Origin of the sequence: Youngimonas ophiurae (nom. illeg.) (genome assembly GCF_049803795.1) — a bacterium.
In the GTDB taxonomy this organism is placed as follows: Bacteria; Pseudomonadota; Alphaproteobacteria; order Rhodobacterales; family Rhodobacteraceae; genus Thalassobius.
Map to the genome: position 1 here is coordinate 70,361 of NZ_JBNAGJ010000009.1, position 17,968 is coordinate 88,328.

Sequence of the window (17,968 nt, forward strand, 5' to 3'; positions counted from 1 at the left end):
AAATGGCTAAAAAACCAAACCAAAACCAAGATGTGGGCACGACCGGCCACGAATGGGACGGGATTGAGGAGCTCAACACGCCGCTTCCGCGCTGGTGGCTGTGGACCTTCTATGCCTGTATCTTCTGGGCGGTGATCTACTCGGTTGCCTACCCTGCATGGCCCGGTGTCAGCAGCGCAACGGCCGGGTTCCTGGGCTGGTCAACCCGCGGTGACGTGGCGGCGGATATTGCTGCTCATGAAACCAAACTGGGTCCGATCAACGAGAGGCTGGCTTCGGTCGAGCTGACCGACATCGCCGGGGATGCCGAACTGAACGGTTATGCCGTGTCGGCCGGTGCGGCTGTGTTCAAAACCTGGTGCTCGCAGTGTCATGGCTCGGGCGCGGCTGGCGCTGTCGGCTATCCCAACCTGCTGGACGATGACTGGCTGTGGGGGGGCTCTATCGAGGACATCCACTTCACCGTCACCCACGGTATCCGCAACGAGGACGACCCCGAAGAAGAGGCCCGCCTGTCGGAAATGCCTGCCTTCGGTGCGGACGAGCTGCTGGAGCCCGAACAGATCGAACAGGTCGTGAACTACGTCATGTCGCTGTCGGGCGATCCGATGGATGCTTCGCTGGTCGAAGCCGGTGCCACTGTGTTCGCGGATGAATGCTCGTCCTGCCACATGGAGGACGGCACCGGGGATCGGTTCCAGGGCGCTCCGAACCTGAGCGATGCGATCTGGCTGTATGGCGGCGATTATGACGCCATCAAAGAGACGGTGACCAACTCGCGCTATGGCGTGATGCCCAACTGGAACACCCGTCTGACCGAAGCACAGATCCGCGCGGTTGCCACCTACGTCCACCAGTTGGGCGGGGGCGAGTAACCCGCCAAAGAATACTCGGGGGCGTTTCCCGCGTCCCCGAGTTCGGCACCGGCTCTTCCGTCCTGTTCGCGCGTTTCCTGGAAGGCCGGTGCCAATTAATTTAGGCACCTGTCCTGAATTTCAACCCATCGAGCTGTCCGTGCTGCGCCCGCGCGCGCGGTTTTTATCGTTTTGATCGCTCCAGATGGCGATGCCGGTCCAGGCAAACATGTACAGCACCCCGAAGACCACGATCACCTCGCCCGGCAGGGGGCCGACATCGGCGCGGCGAAAGGCCTGATCCAGAGATTCAACCGGGGTGGGATGCACGGCCAGCTTGCCGGCAAAGGCCAGCGACTGGATCAGCAAAATCCACAGGTAATTGCGCCGGATGCGTCGCCCGATCGCGGTCATCATGCCGACATGGTATTTGGGGCGCAGGTAATCTTCGGACAGGGTTTTTTGCCAGTTTTCCTCCATGTGCAGATCGCCGTCATACAGCATGGGCGCATAGAAATGCGTCTCCATCCAGCGGGCGCGGGCGCGCCAGACGTTGAAGTAGCGATAGCGCCGGGCCTCTTGCATCAGGAAAAAGATGATCAGCACCCCGACCAGAACCAGCGGCAAAGGCGAGGCATCGGGCGAGGCGAATGAGATCGACAGCGCCACCCCCAGCGTCACCACGGCCCAGTTCGTGGTCGTATCCAGCCGCGTGCGCCAGATTGTGCTGCGATAGACCTCGCCCCGGTACAGATGCGCGATGGCGGTCACTTCGGAATTGGTAAGTGTGGTGCGTTCGAAATCCCTGGCGGTGTTTTCTTGGGCCAGCCTGCCCGCGGTTTGGGTCACGTATTCCCCCCGTTTGTCTTGTTCAGGCCAATGGCCCGAGGTCTCCTGCTCCTGCGAAGACTATGCACGGGGGGAAGCGCCGGGTCAAAAGTTAAGCAGATGCCGCAGCCGTTTGCGCGGGGCAGCGGGCGGGGCCCTGCGGGTGTGGCAGCGCGGATCGACGCGCTGATTGCGTGTTTTAAACGGTTCGGTTCGGGTGGCCGTCATGAAAGATTTGGCATAGATCGAGAGCATGGATATTTCCTTTGCGCGTTGGGTATATGCCTGTTTTAATAAGCTATGGGGCGTATCGGCAGATCGGTAATTTTTCACAAATGTAAGGAAAGCTAACATATGGATTGGATGAGTTTTCCCCCGCTGAATGCCTTGCGTGCCTTTCACAGCCTCTATCGGACGGGAACGATGGTGCGGGCCGGGGCGGCGCTGAACGTCAGCCATGCCGCTGTCAGTCAGCAGATCAAACTGTTGGAAACGCACCTGGGTGTTCCGCTGCTGGATCGGTCCGGGCGCGGGGTGCGGCTGACGGCTCAGGGCAGCCAGTTGGCGCAGTCCCTGGATCGCGGGTTTCGTGAGATCTCGGACGTGATCAGCGAGCTGACACAGCAAGAGGACGACCGGCCGCTGCAAATCTCGGCGACGTCTTCGTTTGCCAGCAACTGGCTGCTGCCGCGCCTGGCCGATTTCCGGATGCGCCACCCCGAGGTCAACCTGATGATCAACCCAACGGCCGAGTTGCAGACATTAGAACCCGGCGGGATCGAGGCGGCGTTGCGCCACTGTGACGGCCATCAACCGGGGCTGGAGACCCATTTGATTGTCGCATCGCCCGTTGTCGTGGTCGCTGCGGCGCAATTGGTGGGGCCGGGGCCGGTGACGCAGGAAAGGCTGCATAGTCTGCCTTGGGTGCAAGAGCTGGGCACGAATGAGGCGACGGATTTTCTGAAATCGCAGGGGGTCAGCCAGGACACGCGGATCAACGTGACCTCTTTGCCCGGCAATATGGTGATCGAGGCCGCGCGCAGCGGTCAGGCCGCCGCCGTTGTGGCCCGCGCGATTATCCTGTCCGAGATCGCCTCGGGGCATCTGAAGGTTCTGCATGAGGACGGGCAGGGCAAGGGCTATTATCTGGTTACGCGCCCCGGCCCGCAGCGTCAGGCTTTGCGGGATTTTTCGCGTTGGATCCGCAGGCAGGGCCAGGGGGCGCCGGGCCGTGAAACAGTGGCGCGCCCTTGATTTCAGGAATGGGGGATTCAGAAATAGGTGACTGGAAAATGCAGATTTGATGCAGGTCAAAGCCGCCAGGCCGTATCCCTGTGAAAACGGCGCAATTAGTAGCCAAATGTCGGAGTGATTCCGTGTCGCAAACCCAGCCAGAAACCCCACCGAGCCTCTATGCCGCCCGCGAGCCGATTTTCCCGCGCCGTGTCAGCGGGAAATTCCGGAATCTCAAATGGTGGATCATGGCGATCACGCTGGGGATTTACTATCTAACCCCTTGGTTGCGTTGGGATCGCGGGCCTGCTTTGCCCGATCAGGCGGTGCTGGTTGATCTGGGGAACCGGCGCTTTTTCTTCTTTATGATCGAGATCTGGCCACACGAGTTTTACTTTGTTGCCGGGCTTTTGGTGATGGCGGGGCTGGGGCTGTTTTTGTTTACCTCGGCTCTGGGGCGGGTGTGGTGTGGCTATGCCTGCCCGCAGACCGTCTGGACGGACCTGTTCATCCTGGTGGAGCGCTGGATCGAGGGCGACCGTAACGCGCGTCTGCGCCTGCACCGCCAGAAAAAGATGGATTTTCGCAAGTTGCGGCTGCGGCTGACGAAATGGGTGGCCTGGTTCCTGATCGCTCTGGCGACGGGCGGGGCTTGGGTGTTCTATTTCACCGATGCGCCCACGCTGCTGGTGGATCTGGTGACGCTGAATGCCCATCCGATCGCCTATTCGACGATGCTGGTTCTGACGCTGACCACCTTCTTTTTCGGTGGGTTCGCGCGCGAGCAGATCTGCATCTATGCCTGCCCCTGGCCACGGATTCAGGCGGCCATGCTGGACGAAGATTCGCTGGTGGTGGGCTATCGCAGCTGGCGCGGCGAGCCGCGCGGCAAGCATCGCAAATCCGCCGAGGCCGAGAACCTGGGCGATTGCATTGACTGTATGGCCTGCGTGAACGTCTGCCCCATGGGGATCGACATCCGCGACGGTCAGCAGCTGGAGTGCATCACCTGCGCCCTGTGTATCGACGCCTGCGACGAGGTGATGGACAAGATCGGCAAACCGCGTGGTCTGATCGACTATATGGCCCTGACGGACGAGGCCGCCGAACGTGCCGGCAATCCGCCCAAATCCGTGTGGAAACACATCTTCCGTCCGCGCACGATCCTGTACACCACGCTGTGGGCTCTGGTTGGGGTGGCGCTGGTTGTGGCGCTGTTCATGCGCTCTGAGATCGATCTGACGGTGGCCCCGGTGCGGAACCCGACGTTCGTAACGCTGTCCGATGGCACCATTCGCAACACCTATGACGTGCGTCTGCGCAACAAACATGGCGAGGAACGCTCTTTCAAAATTTCGGTCAAGGGCGATAGCGCGCTCTATGTCCAGCTGGAGGGCACGCCCTATGCCTCGGTTGCGGTGCCTGCGGACTCGATGAAACTGCAACGGGTCTATATCATGGCCCCCAAGGGCTCGGCCCCCGCAGAAAGCGAACGCGTGGATGTCCGGATCTGGGTCGAGGACAACTCGGACGGCGCCCGCGCCTATAAGGACACCGTGTTCCACGGAAGGAAAAACTGATGGCAGAACGCCAAACCAAAGGCCAACTTACCGGGCGACATGTTCTATTCGGATTTGTCGCCGCCTTCGGGGTTATCATCGCCGTGAATATCTTCATGGCGGTGAGCGCCGTTAAGACATTTCCGGGGCTGGAGGTGGCAAATTCCTACGTCGCCAGCCAGGAATTCAACAAACGCAAAGCCGCCCAAGAGGCGCTGGGATGGACGGTCAACGCCATCCATCTGAAGGGCAAGCTGTACCTGAACATCACCGATGCAGACGGCCAGCCCGTCCAGCCCAAAGAGCTGCACGCGGTTGTCGGCCGGGCGACCTCGGTTGCGGATGATGTCGAGCCTGCGTTTACCTTTGACGGCACCGCCCATGTGGCCGAGATCGCTCTGGCCGATGGCAACTGGAATATCCGGATGACGGCGCTGGCCCAGAATGGTTCGGAATTTACCCAGCGCGTGATTTTGCACGTCAAATAACCTCAAAGGCCCCGCCATGACTGCCACGATGCGTCCCACCCCCTCTGCCTGTCCGGCCTGTTCGGCGGCCCCCGCGGCCGAGGCTCTGGCCGCACTGGACGCCCCGCAAGAGGCGCGGATCGCCCTGTCCGTTCCGGCGGTGCATTGCGCGGCCTGTATCTCGACCGTGGAAAAGGCGCTGGCCGATGTGCCCGGCGTACAGTCCGCGCGGGTGAACCTGACGCTGAAACGCGCCCAGATCGAGGCCGCCCCCGATGTCATGCCCGACGATCTGATCAAGGTGCTGGAGCGCGTGGGCTATGAGGCGCACGAGCTGGACGCCGGCGCGCTGTCCGCCACCCAGACCGATAAGGCCGGGCGCGATCTGCTGATGCGGCTGGCGGTGGCCGGGTTTGCCTCGATGAATGTGATGCTGCTGTCGGTCTCCGTCTGGGCCGGGGCCGAGGATGCGACCCGCGATATGTTCCACTGGATTTCGGCGGCGATCACCCTGCCGACGATTGCCTTCTCCGGTGTGCCCTTTTTCAAAAGCGCCTGGGGCGCGTTGAAACACAGCCGTCTGAACATGGATGTGCCCATCGTTCTGGCAATCGTGCTGGCGCTGGTGACCTCGCTTTGGGAAACTTCGCTGTCTGGCCATCACGCCTATTTCGACGCGGCGCTGACGCTGACTTTTTTCCTGCTGGCGGGGCGCTATCTGGATCACCGGACCCGCGCGATTGCCCGTTCGGCCGCCGAGGAACTGGCCGCGCTGGAGGTACCCCGCGCCATCCTGCTGCGCGATGGAGAAGAGGTGCAAGTGCCCGTCTCTGAGGTCTCGGTCGGGGATCTGATCCTGGTGCGGCCCGGCGGCCGGATGCCCGTGGACGGTGAAATCACCGAAGGCTTCAGCGAGATCGACCGCTCGCTTCTGACTGGCGAAACCGTGCCCGTGCTGGCGCAGCCGGGGCGGGGGGTCTCTGCTGGCGAGGTCAACCTGACCGGCCCCCTGACCATCCGCGCCACCGCTGTGGGCAAGGATACATCCCTGCATCAGATGGCCGATCTGGTGGCCATCGCGGAATCGGGGCGCTCGCGCTATACGTCATTGGCGGATAAGGCGGCGAAACTCTATGCGCCCGGTGTGCATATCCTGTCGGCGCTCAGCTTTGTGGGCTGGTGGCTGTTTACCTTTGACGTGCGCACCGCGCTGAATATTGCTGCCGCCGTGCTGATCATCACCTGCCCCTGTGCGCTGGGGCTGGCCGTGCCTGCGGTGACCACGGCGGCCTCGGGGCGGCTGTTTCGCAAGGGGATGCTGATCAAACATGCCACCGCGCTGGAACGTCTGGCCCAGGTCGATACCGTGGTGTTCGACAAAACCGGCACGCTGACGGCAGGCACGCCCGAGCTGACCAACCTGTCCGATCACAGCCCGCGCGATCTGCAAATCGCCCTGGCCCTGGCCGAGGGATCCTCGCATCCTTTGTCTGTGTCATTGGCCAGGGCGGCGCGGGCGGCGGGCATCACACCGGCCCCGATTGAGGCGCTGACCGAGGTGCCCGGATACGGGACCGAGGCCACATGGAACGGGCATCGTGTGCGTCTGGGCCGCGCCGCTTGGGTGGGGGCCAAGCCGGCCGGAACCACCGCCGCCTGGCTGAGCATCGAGGGCGAGGCCCCCAGCGGGTTTACCTTTACCGACCGTCTGCGCGACGGTGCCGAAGAGGCCGTGAAATCCCTGCTGGACGCGGGCAAAGAGGTGATCCTGATCTCGGGCGATACCAGCCGCGCGGTCGAGGAATTGGCCAATCGTCTGCGCATCAAGCACTGGATGGCCGAGGCCCTGCCCGCAGACAAGGCCGCCCGGATCGCGGCGCTGTCCGATCAGGGCAAGCATGTGCTGATGGTGGGCGACGGGCTGAACGACACGGCGGCGCTGGCGGCGGCGCATGTGTCCATCTCGCCCGCGTCGGCGTTGGATGCGGCGCGTGTGGCCTCGGATATCGTGCTGCTGGGCGGGGATCTGTCGCCGATCAATGACGCGCTGGATACGGCCAAATCGGCCACCAAGCGGATTCGTGAAAATTTCCGCATCGCAACGATTTACAACGTCATCGCCGTGCCGATTGCGGTGGTTGGGCTGGCCACACCGCTGGTTGCGGCCTTGGCGATGTCCTCCAGCTCGATTACTGTGTCGCTGAATGCGCTGCGCCTGAGGTAAAGAATGGAAGTCCTGGCATATCTGATCCCAATTTCGCTGGTCATGGGGGGCATTGGCCTGCTGGCTTTTGTCTTTACCGTGCGCTCGAACCAATATGATGACCCCGAGGGCAACAGCCAGCGGATCCTGTCGGGCGAATGGGACGACCACCCCAAGCCCTGACCCGCGGTGCCTGCCCCATGAAAAAGCCGCCCATTGGGCGGCTTATGTCTGTCTTCTGTATGCGGGGCTTAGCCCGGTCCTATCATAAAGCACGTCACCTGACGGGCCTGCAATCTGCGGCAGGCCAGATCGGCCTTTTCGCGGGTCAGCCCCATGAAATTCGCATCGAACCCGCCCTTGCGGTTGACCACTTTGCGCAGGCTGCCCTCAAGCGTGGCCATCTCGGCCAGGGCGGTTTTCACCAGCACTTTCTCGGCGGCGTAGCTGCTGGGATAGCGGCCCACGTTGATCCCCCAGTGACGCCCGCCGGATGTGGACAGACGAGTGACGACCTCGCGCTCTTCCACTGCGGCTGAGGCCAGGGCATCCTCGACCGCGCGTTTCTGCTCTCCGGTGCTGGCCAGCACCAGGCCCGAGGGCCGCATCCGCGGTGTCGGTGTGTTCGTGTCCGCCAACTGGACGGGCAGGGATTCTTTGGGCAGGGCCGGGGGGGCGGTGGCAGGTTTTTTCTCGGCCATTACCTCTTTGAGCGCATCGTTGATGTCGTCTTTCACCGCCACCAGGACCGGCGCCTGGGCGCTGCCCGGCCGGGGATGCGGACGCAGGCTTTGCTTGACGGCAGTCACCAGCCGGATGGTTTTCCCCGAGCCGCCCGGCGTCCCCGCAGGTCCGGATCCGGTATAGCCCGGCTTGGCCGGCTTGCGCAGCGCCACACGGCTGGGGGCCCGGCGGAATCCCAGGTCCAGCAGCTCGGCGACCTTTGCATTGCGCGTCGCGGTCGAGCGCCCGCCGAACACTGTCGCGATCACGCGTTCGCGGCCCCGCTCGGCCGACGCCACAAGGTTAAAGCCCGCCGCGCGGGTGTAGCCGGTCTTGATCCCGTCGGCGCCGCGATAGGCGGACAGGAATTTGCGGTTGGTATTGTTCACGGTCCGCAGCCCCGCGTCGGTCGTTTTGCGGCCGAACAGGTTATAATACTGCGGGTAATCATACAGCAGATGCCGCCCCAGAATTGTCATGTCCCGCGCGGTGGACAGGTGGCCCTGACGGGTCAGCCCATGCGCGTTCTTAAAGGTCGTGCGGGTCATGCCCATCGCGCGCGCGGTGCGGTTCATGCGGCGGGCAAAGGCGGCCTCGGATCCTTCGATCGCTTCGCCGATGGCAGTGGCCGCATCATTGGCGGATTTCACCGCCGCAGCCCGGATCAGATAGCGCAGTTTGATTTTCTGCCCGGCGCGCAGGCCCAGCTTGGACGGAGGCTCGGCCGCGGCATTGCGGGAAATCCGCACCATGGTGTCCAGCGAAATCTCACCGCGCTCGACAGCCTGAAACGCCAGGTACAGCGTCATCATCTTGGTTAGCGAGGCCGGATGCAGCCGGGTGTCAGCGTTTGCGGAATGCAGGACCTCGCCGGTGCGCGCGTCCATCACCATTGCCGCATAGGGCGCGGCGCGCACAGAGGCAGGCACCACGATCAAGAGCCACACGAATGCAATTGCCAGCAGGCCCCAGTGGGTCCGCTTCATACGATGATCTGTCACGATCACTGCCTTTTCTGCCTCATGCCGCTGATTTTTCAGTCGGCTTTTTGTTCTTAAGAAAAGGCTAACATGGAAAATCTGACCGATAAAGCCTTTATTTCTATAGATTTGTCGGCTTGCGCTGCGCGGAATTGCTATATCTAGGGGGCGAAAAAACGCGCGCCCCTATAAAATGGGATATCAGATGTATGTTGGCGAAATCTTGCTGAGCGACCTTTGCGAAAGCTGCTTATACATGTAGCTGGTCGAGTCGAAAATCTGCCCGGACGGGGCCAGGCAATAGCCGGGGATGACGCCCGCCTTTTGAAAGCCAAGGCTCAGGTACAGCGGCTCGGCCATGTCGCCGGTGCGGGTGTCCAGCGTCAGCAGCGTTTTTTCGGCGGCGCGCGCGTAGGTTTCCAGATGGTGCATCAGCGCGCGGGCCACGCCCTGGCGTCGGGCCTGCGGGTGCACCAGAACTTTGGACACTTCGGCACGATGCGGCTGGTTTGCGGGCGTCGCCAGCACCAACTGAGCCGTCCCGACGGGGCGCCCGTTCTGCGTGGCGACAAACAGGGCGCGATCCCCCGCGCCAACAGCCGTGGCGATGTCTGACCAGAAGGCGCGCGCCTCGGATTTCGGGTGCGGCAGGATAAAGCCGACACTGGCCCCCTGATACACACAGGCATAGAGAATTTCGGTCAGCGCTTCGATCTCGGTGCGCAGGTCATTGGCGGTCCATTGGGAAATCTGCATCGAAACCTCAGGTCAGAAAAAGCAGGTATTCGGCCCCCGTCGGGCTGTGAAACCGGGTTTGCCCCCATAGCTGATAGCGCAGGCAATCGCCGGGCCGCAGGGCGTACTGCGTGCCATCGACAGTGACGGTTAGCTGGCCGGAATTGACCAGCAGATGGTGCTCTAATCCGGGGCGCGGCGGCGTATCATAGCTGAGAGAGGCATCGGCAGGCAGGGTGCACAGCAGCAGCTCGCCGCGCAGGGGGGCGGCAGCGTTCGACACCACGGTGCGGGTGAATCCGGTTTGCGGATCGGTCCAGCGGGCCCGCTGCGCGGGGGGAATGACGGGTTGGAAGCTGTGCTCGACCATGGCCAGAACCTGCGACATGGACAGGCCGAACGCGGCGCACAGCTGGCCCAAAGCCTGCGTGGTGGGGCTGACCTCGGCGTTTTCAATCCGCGACAGGGTGGCCCGGCTTAGCCCGGACTGCGCAGCCAGCTGGGCAAGCGTCCAGCCACGTTCGGCGCGCATACTGGCCAGATGCCGCGCCAGATGAAGGTCGTTTTGCATGGCGATTCCCAAATAAGGAACTTTATCCCATATTTGGGAAAATCCGCCATGCGATCAAGCCTCTTTCTCGATCTGTGTCACCAAATCGGCCAGGGCGCTCAAATCCGGCAAGGTGACAAACCGTGCGGCGCCGGTTGGAGGGTCCGCGCGCTCGATTTCCCATTCCAGACCGTGGGGCACATGCACGCCCCACCCGCCGGCCTGCACCATGGGCACGACATCGCTTCTCATCGAGTTGCCGATCATCATCCCCTGCGCGGGGCCCTCGCCATGTCGGGTGAAGATCTCTTGGTAGATCGGTCGGGTCTTATGCGAGACAATCTCAACCCCGTCGAACATCTCGCCCAGCCCGGATTGCGCCAGTTTGCGTTCCTGATCAATCAGATCGCCCTTGGTGATCAGCAAAACGCGATGGGTGGCGGCCACGGCGCGGACGGCTTGGGCGGCGTGGGGCAGCAACTCGATCGGGTGTTGCAGCATATCCTGGCCAGCGTCGATCAAGGACCGGATCACCGGCGCGGGCACGCGGTTTTCGGTGACATCCAGGGCGGTTTCGATCATCGACAGAACGAAGCCCTTGATCCCGAAACCATAGTGCTGAATGTTGCGTTTTTCCGCCTCCAGCAGGCGCTGCATCAGGTGATCGGGATCTGCATAATCGCGCAGCAGATCGGCGAATCGGTCCTGCGTGAGGCGAAAAAATCGCTCATTTTGCCACAAAGTATCGTCAGCATCGAAACCGATGGTGGTGAGTTTTGCCATTTCTCGCGCTTTCCGTTCGGCGCGCCCTCTTTCCTAATTGGGCACAGAGGTTATATAGACCCTTCAAGGTGGGCCGGGTCAAACCATGCAAAGCGAACATATGGCAGAATTTGACGTGAAAATGTCGGGCAACGAGGACGATAGCGGAGATCCGTCTATCGCGCTGAAAACGCGCCCCAAGACAAAGCGCCCTCCGATGTACAAGGTGATGCTGCTGAATGACGATTACACGCCGATGGAATTCGTCGTGCATGTGCTGGAACGGTTCTTCGGCATGTCGCATTCGCAGGCCTTTGAAATTATGCTGACCGTGCATAAAAAAGGGCTGGCCGTGGTCGGCGTCTTCAGTCATGAAATCGCCGAGACAAAGGTGACACAGGTGATGGATTTCGCGCGCCGTCATCAACACCCCCTGCAATGCACGATGGAGAAAGAGTGACGCCGGCCCCGCCTGCGCATTCTGAACAGATCAATGAGTGATACCCGCATCGCCTTGGCGCTGGAGGCCGGCTTGCCGCTGCCCGCGACCGGAAAAATCGCCGTTCTGGGCCCGCGTGCGGGGATGGATTTGTCGGCTCTGCCCAAAGACCGGCTGGTTCTGATCACCCGGTTCAAGCCCGATTTCCAGGCGTTCGCCGCGCGGGGCTATGATGTGGCCACTGACTCCGAGGGCGATTTCAGCATGGCTCTGGTCGTGCTGCCGCGGGCCAAGGCGCTGGCGCGGGCGATGCTGGCACAGGTGCGCCTGGTGCCTCTGGTGGCTGTTGACGGGCAGAAAACCGACGGTGTGGAATCCGTGCTCAAGGAACTGCGCAAGCGTGAAACCGTCCAGGGGGTGATTTCCAAATCGCATGGGAAACTGTTCTGGTTCGCGCCGGGGGCGGATTATGCCGATTGGCAGGGGCAGGTGCAAAAGGTGGATGGGTTCCTGACCCGTCCGGGTGTCTTTTCCGCCGATAAGGTGGATGCGGGATCGGCCTTGTTGGCGCAGGCGCTGCCGCCGCTGTCCGGTAAGGTGGCCGATCTGGGTGCGGGCTGGGGATACCTGTCTGCGCAGACGCTGGCGCGCAGCCCTGATGTGACCGGCTTGCATCTGGTCGAGGCAGACCTGACCGCGCTGGACTGCGCGCAGGTGAATGTTCCGGATGCGCGCGCGCAGTTTCACTGGGCGGATGCGACGCTGTGGCGGCCCGATAGCAAACTGGATGCGGTGATCATGAACCCGCCGTTTCACACCGGGCGCGCAGCGGAACCGGATCTGGGCCGGGCCTTTATTGCCACGGCGGCGGCGGCGCTTGCGCCTTCGGGGCAACTGTGGCTTGTCGCCAACCGGCATTTGCCCTATGAGGCCGCGCTTGCTGCCGCTTTTGGCAAAGTTCAGGAAACAGGCGGCGATAATCGGTTCAAAATTCTGCACGCAGCGCGACCCTCTCGTCAGGGGCGCTAAGGGCGGCTAGGCTGAACCCACAGAATCACGGAGACCTGCATGACTTTCTCTATTGCCGGCAAGACCGCTATCGTCACGGGCGGGGCAAACGGGATCGGGCTGGCGATTGGCCGCCATTTTGTGGACAAGGGCGCGAATGTCGTTTTCGTGGACCGCGACGAGGACCGGCTGATCAAAGAATTCGGTGAGAATGACGAGGAAAACCCCTATCGTTATTTCGCCGGGGATCTGCGCGAAAAACTGACTCAGGCCAACCTGCTGTCAGCCACGCTGGATGCGTTTGACAGTGTGGATATTCTGGTGAACGCCTCGCGTCAGATGATCGCCGTGGACCCGCTGAATGCCGATGACGATGCGGTGGACACGCTGTTGCAGCAGAATATGCTGAACGCGCTGCGCCTGTCGCAGATGGTGGCCAAGCGGATGATCAAACAGGCCAAGGATCTGGAAGAGGGCAGCGCGGGCACCATCGTGAACCTGTCCTGCATTGCCGCGCGGCGGACGAATACGGACCTGCTGGCCTATTCGGTGTCTACGGCGGCGCTGGATCAGATGACTCGTTCGTTGGCCGTGGCGCTGGCACCGCATCGGATTCGGGTGAATGGGCTGGCTTTTGGCTCGGTCATGTCGCACAGCCTGAAGGACATGCTGAAGGATCACACCGATTATCGCCGCGATATCGAGAGCCACACGCCGATGCACCGCATTGCCTCGCCGATGGAGTTGGTGCATACCGCGCAATATCTGGCCTCGGAGGCCTCGGCCTTCATGACGGGGCAGGTGCTGACGCTGGATGGCGGGCGCACGTTGATTGACCCGGTGGCCGCCCCCGCGCATTGATGTCGCGCCCTTGGGTGGTGGCGTAACCCCGACGTGCCTGCTAGGTCTGTGTAAAAGACAGCAGGGATGCCCATGACCGATACATTCGCCGACGAAAAAGCCCGCGCCAGCGCCTGGTTCCGCCGTTTGCGGGACGATATTGTTGCCAGTTTCGAAGCGCTGGAGGACAGCCAGACCTCAGGCCCCTTTGCGGATCTTCCCGCCGGACGTTTCGAAGTGACCGAAACCAAACGCGACTCGGCCGATGGCAGCGATGCGGGCGGGGGGCTGATGAGCGTCATGCGCGGCGGCCGCGTGTTCGAAAAGGTGGGCGTCAATATATCCACCGTCTACGGAGAACTGGGCGCGCGCGCTCAGGCCGCCATGGCCGCGCGTAAAGGCATTCCCGGCATGAAGGACGACCCGCGTTTCTGGGCCAGCGGCATCAGCCTGGTGGCGCATATGCAGAACCCGCACAGCCCGGCTGTCCATATGAATACGCGCATGTTCTGGACGCCGCACGCCTGGTGGTTTGGCGGCGGGTCTGACCTGAACCCCTGTATCGAATACGCCGAGGACACGGCCCATTTCCACGCCATCCAGAAAGAGCATTGTGACAGGCATGACGCGGCTTTCTACCCGCGGTTCAAAGACTGGGCTGACGAATATTTCTACGTCCCTCACCGGGGCCGCGCGCGCGGGGTCGGCGGGATTTTCCTCGATGATCACAACACCGGCGATTGGGAGGCTGATTTCGCCTTCATTCAGGATGTGGGCCGGGCCTTCCTGCCCGCCTTTGTGCCGGTCACCGAAAAGCGCCGGAATACAGCGTGGACCGAGGCCGATAAGGATACGCAATTGGTGCATCGCGGCCTCTATGCTGAATATAATCTGGTCTATGATCGCGGCACGAAATTCGGGCTGGAGACAGGGCATGACGCCAACGCCGTCCTTATGAGCCTGCCCCCCCTGGCAAAATGGACCTGACCTAAAGGAGCGCGCAAGCGCGCACAGGATGTCTCGGATTTTCCCTTTGGGAAAATCCTCGGGCTTGGCGCGTGTTGAGCGGTCTGCTGAGTTTTACTGAGCGACACTTGGATTTGAGAGCCAAGGGGGTTTGGGGGGATATCCCCCCATCCGCCCGCAGGGCCAGACCTGTGCAGGCCGCCAGGCCTGCTCCGCTGGGTCAATGGGTCAGCCGCCTCTGACGGTGTCAATCATCAGCTGCACGTTTTCAGGGTCTGCATTCGGGGTGATGCCGTGGCCCAGGTTAAAGATATGCGGGCCGCCCGACAGGGCCTTCACAATGCGCCGGGTTTCGTCCACCAGCGCCTGGCCGCCCGTTACCATGTGCGACGAGGCCAGGTTACCCTGGACGCAGCCATCGACCTGTACGTTCCGGGCCACCCATTCGGCGCTGACCGAGTTATCCACGGCCACGCAATCGGCCCCCGTTGCCTTGGCAAAACCGATATATTTATCGCCTGCCTCACGCGGGAAGGCGATGACGGGAATATTCGGGTGGCGTTCTTTCAGGGCGGCGATGATTTTCCTGGCGGGGGCCAGCGCGTAGCGGTCGAAATCCTCGCCTTTCAGCGAACCGGCCCAGCTATCGAACAGTTTCACCACTTCGGCACCGGCCTCGATCTGTTTGGACAGGTATTCGACGGTCGAGACGGTCAGCAGGTCCAGGATGCCCTCAAAGACGTCGCGGTTTTCAGCCTTCAGCGCGTGGGCGGGGCCCTGATCCTTGGTGCCGCGCCCGGCGATCATATAGGTGGCGACGGTCCAGGGCGCGCCAGCAAAGCCGATCAAAGTGGTTTCCGAGGGCAGTTCCGAGGACAGGATTTTCACCGTGTCATAGACCGGGTTCAGTACCTCGTGAATGGCGTCCTTGTCTTTCAGTGCGGCCAGTTGATCGGCCGTGGTGGTGGTGGACAGACGCGGCCCTTCGCCGGTGACGAACCACAGATCCGCCCCCAGCGCCTGCGGCAGCAGCAGGATGTCGGCGAACAGAATCGCAGCGTCAAACCCATAGCGGCGGATCGGTTGCAGCGTGACCTCGGCGGCCAGTTCGCTGTTATAGCACAATGACAGGAAATCGCCGGCCTGCGCGCGGGTGGCACGGTATTCGGGCAGATAGCGGCCTGCCTGGCGCATCATCCAGATCGGAGGCGTTTCCAGCGTTTCGCCTGCCAGCGCGCGAAGGATCTTTTTGGGTTCGGACATCGGATTTCCTTTCGTTCCCCCGGTTCGTCCCCTTATGGCGACAAGATGTCAAGCATCGGGTGCTTGTCAGGACAACCTGCCGCGACTAAGGCTTGGCTTATGACACTTACGATGCCCAGCCCCGCCTCGCCCCTGAAGATCGGAACCCGTGGATCGCCGCTTGCGCTGGCGCAGGCGCATGAAACGCGGGATCGGCTGGCGCGGGCCTTCGATCTGCCCCCCGAGGCATTCGAGATCGTGGTCATTCACACCACCGGCGACAACCAGCGCCTGATCGACGCGGATCAGCCGTTGAAGACGCTGGGCGGCAAGGGGCTGTTCACGCGTGAGATCGAACAGTCCATGCTGCGCGGCGGGATCGACATCGCCGTGCACTCGATGAAGGACATGCCGGTGTTGCAGCCAGAGGGGCTGGTGCTGGAGTGCTATTTGCCGCGCGAGGACGTGCGCGATGCGTTTGTGTCGCTTAGCGCCGCGTCGCTGGCCGATCTGCCCGAAGGGGCGCAGCTGGGCTCGTCCTCTTTGCGGCGCCGGGCGCAATTGCTGCATCGGTTCCCGCATCTGAAAGTGGTCGAATTCCGGGGCAACGTGCAGACCCGGATGAAGAAATTGCAGGATGGGGTGGCCGATGCGACCTTCCTGGCGATGGCGGGGCTGAACCGGCTGGGCATGGCGGATGTTGTGCGCGCAGCCATCGCACCCGAGGACATGCTGCCGGCCATTGCGCAGGGGGCGATTGGCATTGAACGGCGGATGGATGACAGCAACACCGCCGGCCTGCTGGAGGCGATCCATGACAGCGTGACCGGGCAGCGGCTGGACGCCGAGCGCGCCTTTCTTGAGGCGCTGGATGGTTCCTGCGAGACCCCGATTGCCGGGCTGGCCACGCTGGACGGCGGCACCCTGCGCCTGCGCGGCGAGGTGCTGCGCCCCGATGGCTCCGAGGTGATCGCCGATGATCGCACCTGCCCCATCGAGGACGGCCCCGAGCTGGGCCGCGCCATGGCCGCGGATATGCTGGCGCAGGCGGGGGCGGATTTCTTTAGCTGGCGCTAGGGGGCAGGACTTTCCCCGGATTAAGAATGCCGTTGGGGTCCAGCGCGGTTTTGATTGCCTGCATTGCGGCCAGGGCGGCCGGGTCTTTGCGGCGCTGCATCGAGGGCAATTTGGACAGCCCGATCCCGTGCTCTGCCGAGAAACTGCCCCCCAGTTTGCGCACCTCTTCTTCGACGGCCTCCATGATCGTGTCGATGTGATCTGCGTCGCCGGAACCGGGCCAGACGGTATAGTGAATATTGCCATCGCCCAGATGTGCGACGATCACCTCGCGGGCCTTGGGGTCAATCTGCGGCAGACGGGTTTTCATCACCTCCAGAAAAACCGAGACCTTATCCAGCGGCACCGCGATGTCATTGGACAAAAGAGGCGGGCGGGACATGGCAATCTCGGCGGCGGCTTCGCGGCGTTCCCACATTTCGCGGCGCTGGCTTTCATTCTGGGCGACGACCGCATCCAGAACGGCGCCCTGTTCGAACATGCCGGCCAGCACGTTTTCCAGATGGGCTGTCACGGGGATTTGCCCGTCCGGTCCGGGGGTGGCATCACGAGGGGCGGTGACGCCGATCTCGACCAAGATGTTCACCTCGTGCGGGGTCTCGAAAGGCTCGCGGGCATTTGGGTTGATCTGCTTATGCAGGCCGATGTGATGGCGCGGCATGTATTCAAAGGCTTCGACACAGCTGCCGGTGACCTCTTGTAACTGGTTGAGCAGTTCCAGCGCCTGCGGCAGGCCCGGCGCGGCCACCATCGCGGTGGCATAGGCGCGCGGCTTGGGGTGCAGTTTCAGCACTGCGGCAGTGATGATACCCAGCGTGCCCTCGGCCCCGATCAGCAGGTGCTTGAGGTTATAGCCCGAGTTGTCCTTATGCAGTTCGGACATGATATTCATGATTTCACCGCTGGGCAGGACGGCCTCGATTCCCAGCACCAGATCGCGGGTATTGCCATAACGCAGCACGTTCGAGCCCCCCGCATTGGTGGACAGCACCCCCCCGATCATCGCCGAGCCCTTGGCCCCGAATGTCAGCGGAAAGATCAGATCCTGGGCTTCGGCGGCGGAGTGGACATCGGCCAGGATCGCCCCGGCCTGAACGATCGCAATCCGCGCGGGGGCGCGCACCTCGTGGATGGCATTCATCCGCTCCAGCGACAGCATCACCGCCCCTTGGGCCACGGCCCCACCCGCAAGCCCCGTATTGCCCGACACCGGCACGATCACCGTGCCCGTCCGATTGGCCCATTTCACAATGTCCGAGACCTCTTGGGTATTGCCGGCCCGCACGACGGCGGCCGGTTGATAGCTGTATTTCCCCACCCAGTCGCGCGTATATTTGGCCATGTCCTTGCCGGTTAGAACATGTGTCGCGCCAACGATTTGTGAAAGTTCTTCGATCATGATGCCCCCCTCGTCGCCGGGTATTTGTGTCGGATTGGTATGCAGAAGTCTAGCGATGTCACAGCGGGCTTGACCCAAAACAAGCCTGCGGGAATGCTGAAAC

Annotated in this window: 18 protein-coding genes; 11 read left to right on the forward strand and 7 right to left on the reverse strand. The window is 62.3% G+C overall.

Annotated features, from left to right (window positions below):
• Positions 1 to 2 precede the first annotated feature (2 nt).
• A complete protein-coding gene (ccoP, locus tag ACP15O_RS16305; RefSeq protein WP_425097181.1) occupies positions 3 to 875 on the forward strand; it encodes a cytochrome-c oxidase, cbb3-type subunit III in 873 nt (290 codons plus the stop codon).
• 120 nt (positions 876 to 995) lie between these two features.
• Here ccoP and ACP15O_RS16310 read toward each other — a convergent pair whose 3' ends face one another.
• Positions 996 to 1,682, reverse strand: coding sequence for a DUF2270 domain-containing protein (locus ACP15O_RS16310; protein ID WP_425097246.1), 687 nt, complete (start codon positions 1,680 to 1,682; stop codon positions 996 to 998).
• Between the two features lie 354 nt (positions 1,683 to 2,036).
• Between ACP15O_RS16310 and ACP15O_RS16315 the strand changes: the two genes are divergently transcribed.
• The 5 genes from ACP15O_RS16315 (at position 2,037) to ccoS (ending at position 7,327) form a co-directional block, all read left to right on the forward strand.
• The gene (locus tag ACP15O_RS16315; RefSeq protein WP_425097182.1) at positions 2,037 to 2,936 is read left to right on the forward strand and encodes a LysR family transcriptional regulator; all 900 of its coding nucleotides are present in this window, start codon (positions 2,037 to 2,039) and stop codon (positions 2,934 to 2,936) included.
• A 122-nt stretch (positions 2,937 to 3,058) separates the two neighbouring features.
• On the forward strand, positions 3,059 to 4,495 hold the full coding sequence (ccoG, locus tag ACP15O_RS16320; RefSeq protein WP_425097183.1) for a cytochrome c oxidase accessory protein CcoG: 1,437 nt from the start codon (positions 3,059 to 3,061) through the stop codon (positions 4,493 to 4,495).
• Positions 4,495 to 4,962: a FixH family protein gene (locus ACP15O_RS16325; RefSeq protein WP_425097184.1), complete on the forward strand. Its 468-nt coding sequence runs from the start codon at positions 4,495 to 4,497 to the stop codon at positions 4,960 to 4,962. The genes ccoG and ACP15O_RS16325 overlap by 1 nt, the downstream gene beginning before the upstream one ends.
• Before the next feature lie 16 nt (positions 4,963 to 4,978).
• On the forward strand, positions 4,979 to 7,165 hold the full coding sequence (locus tag ACP15O_RS16330; RefSeq protein WP_425097185.1) for a heavy metal translocating P-type ATPase: 2,187 nt from the start codon (positions 4,979 to 4,981) through the stop codon (positions 7,163 to 7,165).
• Positions 7,166 to 7,168: 3 nt separating this feature from the next.
• On the forward strand, positions 7,169 to 7,327 hold the full coding sequence (gene ccoS, locus ACP15O_RS16335; RefSeq protein ID WP_425097186.1) for a cbb3-type cytochrome oxidase assembly protein CcoS: 159 nt from the start codon (positions 7,169 to 7,171) through the stop codon (positions 7,325 to 7,327).
• Between the two features lie 68 nt (positions 7,328 to 7,395).
• On the opposite strand, the gene ACP15O_RS16340 is transcribed toward ccoS, so the two are convergent.
• The 4 genes from ACP15O_RS16340 to ACP15O_RS16355 all read right to left on the reverse strand — a co-directional run bounded on the left by ACP15O_RS16340 (position 7,396) and on the right by ACP15O_RS16355 (position 10,915).
• Positions 7,396 to 8,853: a D-alanyl-D-alanine carboxypeptidase family protein gene (locus tag ACP15O_RS16340; RefSeq protein ID WP_425097247.1), complete on the reverse strand. Its 1,458-nt coding sequence runs from the start codon at positions 8,851 to 8,853 to the stop codon at positions 7,396 to 7,398.
• 195 nt (positions 8,854 to 9,048) lie between these two features.
• Complete coding sequence (locus tag ACP15O_RS16345) at positions 9,049 to 9,603, reverse strand: GNAT family N-acetyltransferase (protein WP_425097187.1); 555 nt, start codon at positions 9,601 to 9,603, stop codon at positions 9,049 to 9,051.
• Positions 9,604 to 9,610: 7 nt separating this feature from the next.
• Positions 9,611 to 10,153 (reverse strand): helix-turn-helix domain-containing protein, encoded by a 543-nt coding sequence (locus tag ACP15O_RS16350; RefSeq protein ID WP_425097188.1) that lies wholly within the window; start codon positions 10,151 to 10,153, stop codon positions 9,611 to 9,613.
• Between the two features lie 54 nt (positions 10,154 to 10,207).
• Complete coding sequence (locus tag ACP15O_RS16355; protein WP_425097189.1) at positions 10,208 to 10,915, reverse strand: HAD family hydrolase; 708 nt, start codon at positions 10,913 to 10,915, stop codon at positions 10,208 to 10,210.
• Positions 10,916 to 11,036: 121 nt separating this feature from the next.
• Here ACP15O_RS16355 and clpS point away from each other — a divergent pair, with 121 nt between their 5' ends.
• The 4 genes from clpS to hemF all read left to right on the forward strand — a co-directional run bounded on the left by clpS (position 11,037) and on the right by hemF (position 14,168).
• Complete coding sequence (gene clpS, locus ACP15O_RS16360) at positions 11,037 to 11,354, forward strand: ATP-dependent Clp protease adapter ClpS (RefSeq protein WP_425097248.1); 318 nt, start codon at positions 11,037 to 11,039, stop codon at positions 11,352 to 11,354.
• A gap of 33 nt (positions 11,355 to 11,387) precedes the next feature.
• Positions 11,388 to 12,362, forward strand: a complete 975-nt coding sequence (locus ACP15O_RS16365) for a class I SAM-dependent methyltransferase (RefSeq protein WP_425097190.1) — start codon at positions 11,388 to 11,390, stop codon at positions 12,360 to 12,362.
• 39 nt (positions 12,363 to 12,401) lie between these two features.
• Positions 12,402 to 13,202: an SDR family NAD(P)-dependent oxidoreductase gene (locus ACP15O_RS16370; protein ID WP_425097191.1), complete on the forward strand. Its 801-nt coding sequence runs from the start codon at positions 12,402 to 12,404 to the stop codon at positions 13,200 to 13,202.
• 72 nt (positions 13,203 to 13,274) lie between these two features.
• Positions 13,275 to 14,168, forward strand: a complete 894-nt coding sequence (gene hemF / locus ACP15O_RS16375) for an oxygen-dependent coproporphyrinogen oxidase (protein ID WP_425097192.1) — start codon at positions 13,275 to 13,277, stop codon at positions 14,166 to 14,168.
• A 207-nt stretch (positions 14,169 to 14,375) separates the two neighbouring features.
• On the opposite strand, the gene hemE is transcribed toward hemF, so the two are convergent.
• Positions 14,376 to 15,410: a uroporphyrinogen decarboxylase gene (gene hemE / locus ACP15O_RS16380; RefSeq protein ID WP_425097193.1), complete on the reverse strand. Its 1,035-nt coding sequence runs from the start codon at positions 15,408 to 15,410 to the stop codon at positions 14,376 to 14,378.
• A gap of 99 nt (positions 15,411 to 15,509) precedes the next feature.
• On the opposite strand from hemE, the gene hemC reads away from it, so the two are divergent.
• Positions 15,510 to 16,466, forward strand: coding sequence for a hydroxymethylbilane synthase (gene hemC, locus ACP15O_RS16385; protein ID WP_425097194.1), 957 nt, complete (start codon positions 15,510 to 15,512; stop codon positions 16,464 to 16,466).
• Here the strand turns inward: hemC and ACP15O_RS16390 are convergent.
• A complete protein-coding gene (locus ACP15O_RS16390) occupies positions 16,453 to 17,865 on the reverse strand; it encodes an FAD-binding oxidoreductase (protein ID WP_425097195.1) in 1,413 nt (470 codons plus the stop codon). The genes hemC and ACP15O_RS16390 overlap by 14 nt on opposite strands.
• Positions 17,866 to 17,968: the final 103 nt, after the last annotated feature.

What these genes read in the sequence shown, in the direction of transcription:
- ccoP (WP_425097181.1), top strand. Translation starts at nt 3, where the DNA reads ATGGCTAAAAAACCAAACCAAAACCAAGATGTGGGCACGACCGGCCAC.
- ACP15O_RS16315 (WP_425097182.1), top strand. Translation starts at nt 2,037, where the DNA reads ATGGATTGGATGAGTTTTCCCCCGCTGAATGCCTTGCGTGCCTTTCAC.
- ACP15O_RS16325 (WP_425097184.1), top strand. Translation starts at nt 4,495, where the DNA reads ATGGCAGAACGCCAAACCAAAGGCCAACTTACCGGGCGACATGTTCTA.
- ACP15O_RS16330 (WP_425097185.1), top strand. Translation starts at nt 4,979, where the DNA reads ATGACTGCCACGATGCGTCCCACCCCCTCTGCCTGTCCGGCCTGTTCG.
- ccoS (WP_425097186.1), top strand. Translation starts at nt 7,169, where the DNA reads ATGGAAGTCCTGGCATATCTGATCCCAATTTCGCTGGTCATGGGGGGC.
- ACP15O_RS16340 (WP_425097247.1), bottom strand. Translation starts at nt 8,853, where the DNA reads ATGAAGCGGACCCACTGGGGCCTGCTGGCAATTGCATTCGTGTGGCTC.
- ACP15O_RS16345 (WP_425097187.1), bottom strand. Translation starts at nt 9,603, where the DNA reads ATGCAGATTTCCCAATGGACCGCCAATGACCTGCGCACCGAGATCGAA.
- ACP15O_RS16350 (WP_425097188.1), bottom strand. Translation starts at nt 10,153, where the DNA reads ATGCAAAACGACCTTCATCTGGCGCGGCATCTGGCCAGTATGCGCGCC.
- ACP15O_RS16355 (WP_425097189.1), bottom strand. Translation starts at nt 10,915, where the DNA reads ATGGCAAAACTCACCACCATCGGTTTCGATGCTGACGATACTTTGTGG.
- clpS (WP_425097248.1), top strand. Translation starts at nt 11,037, where the DNA reads ATGTCGGGCAACGAGGACGATAGCGGAGATCCGTCTATCGCGCTGAAA.
- ACP15O_RS16365 (WP_425097190.1), top strand. Translation starts at nt 11,388, where the DNA reads ATGAGTGATACCCGCATCGCCTTGGCGCTGGAGGCCGGCTTGCCGCTG.
- ACP15O_RS16370 (WP_425097191.1), top strand. Translation starts at nt 12,402, where the DNA reads ATGACTTTCTCTATTGCCGGCAAGACCGCTATCGTCACGGGCGGGGCA.
- hemF (WP_425097192.1), top strand. Translation starts at nt 13,275, where the DNA reads ATGACCGATACATTCGCCGACGAAAAAGCCCGCGCCAGCGCCTGGTTC.
- hemE (WP_425097193.1), bottom strand. Translation starts at nt 15,410, where the DNA reads ATGTCCGAACCCAAAAAGATCCTTCGCGCGCTGGCAGGCGAAACGCTG.
- hemC (WP_425097194.1), top strand. Translation starts at nt 15,510, where the DNA reads ATGACACTTACGATGCCCAGCCCCGCCTCGCCCCTGAAGATCGGAACC.
- ACP15O_RS16390 (WP_425097195.1), bottom strand. Translation starts at nt 17,865, where the DNA reads ATGATCGAAGAACTTTCACAAATCGTTGGCGCGACACATGTTCTAACC.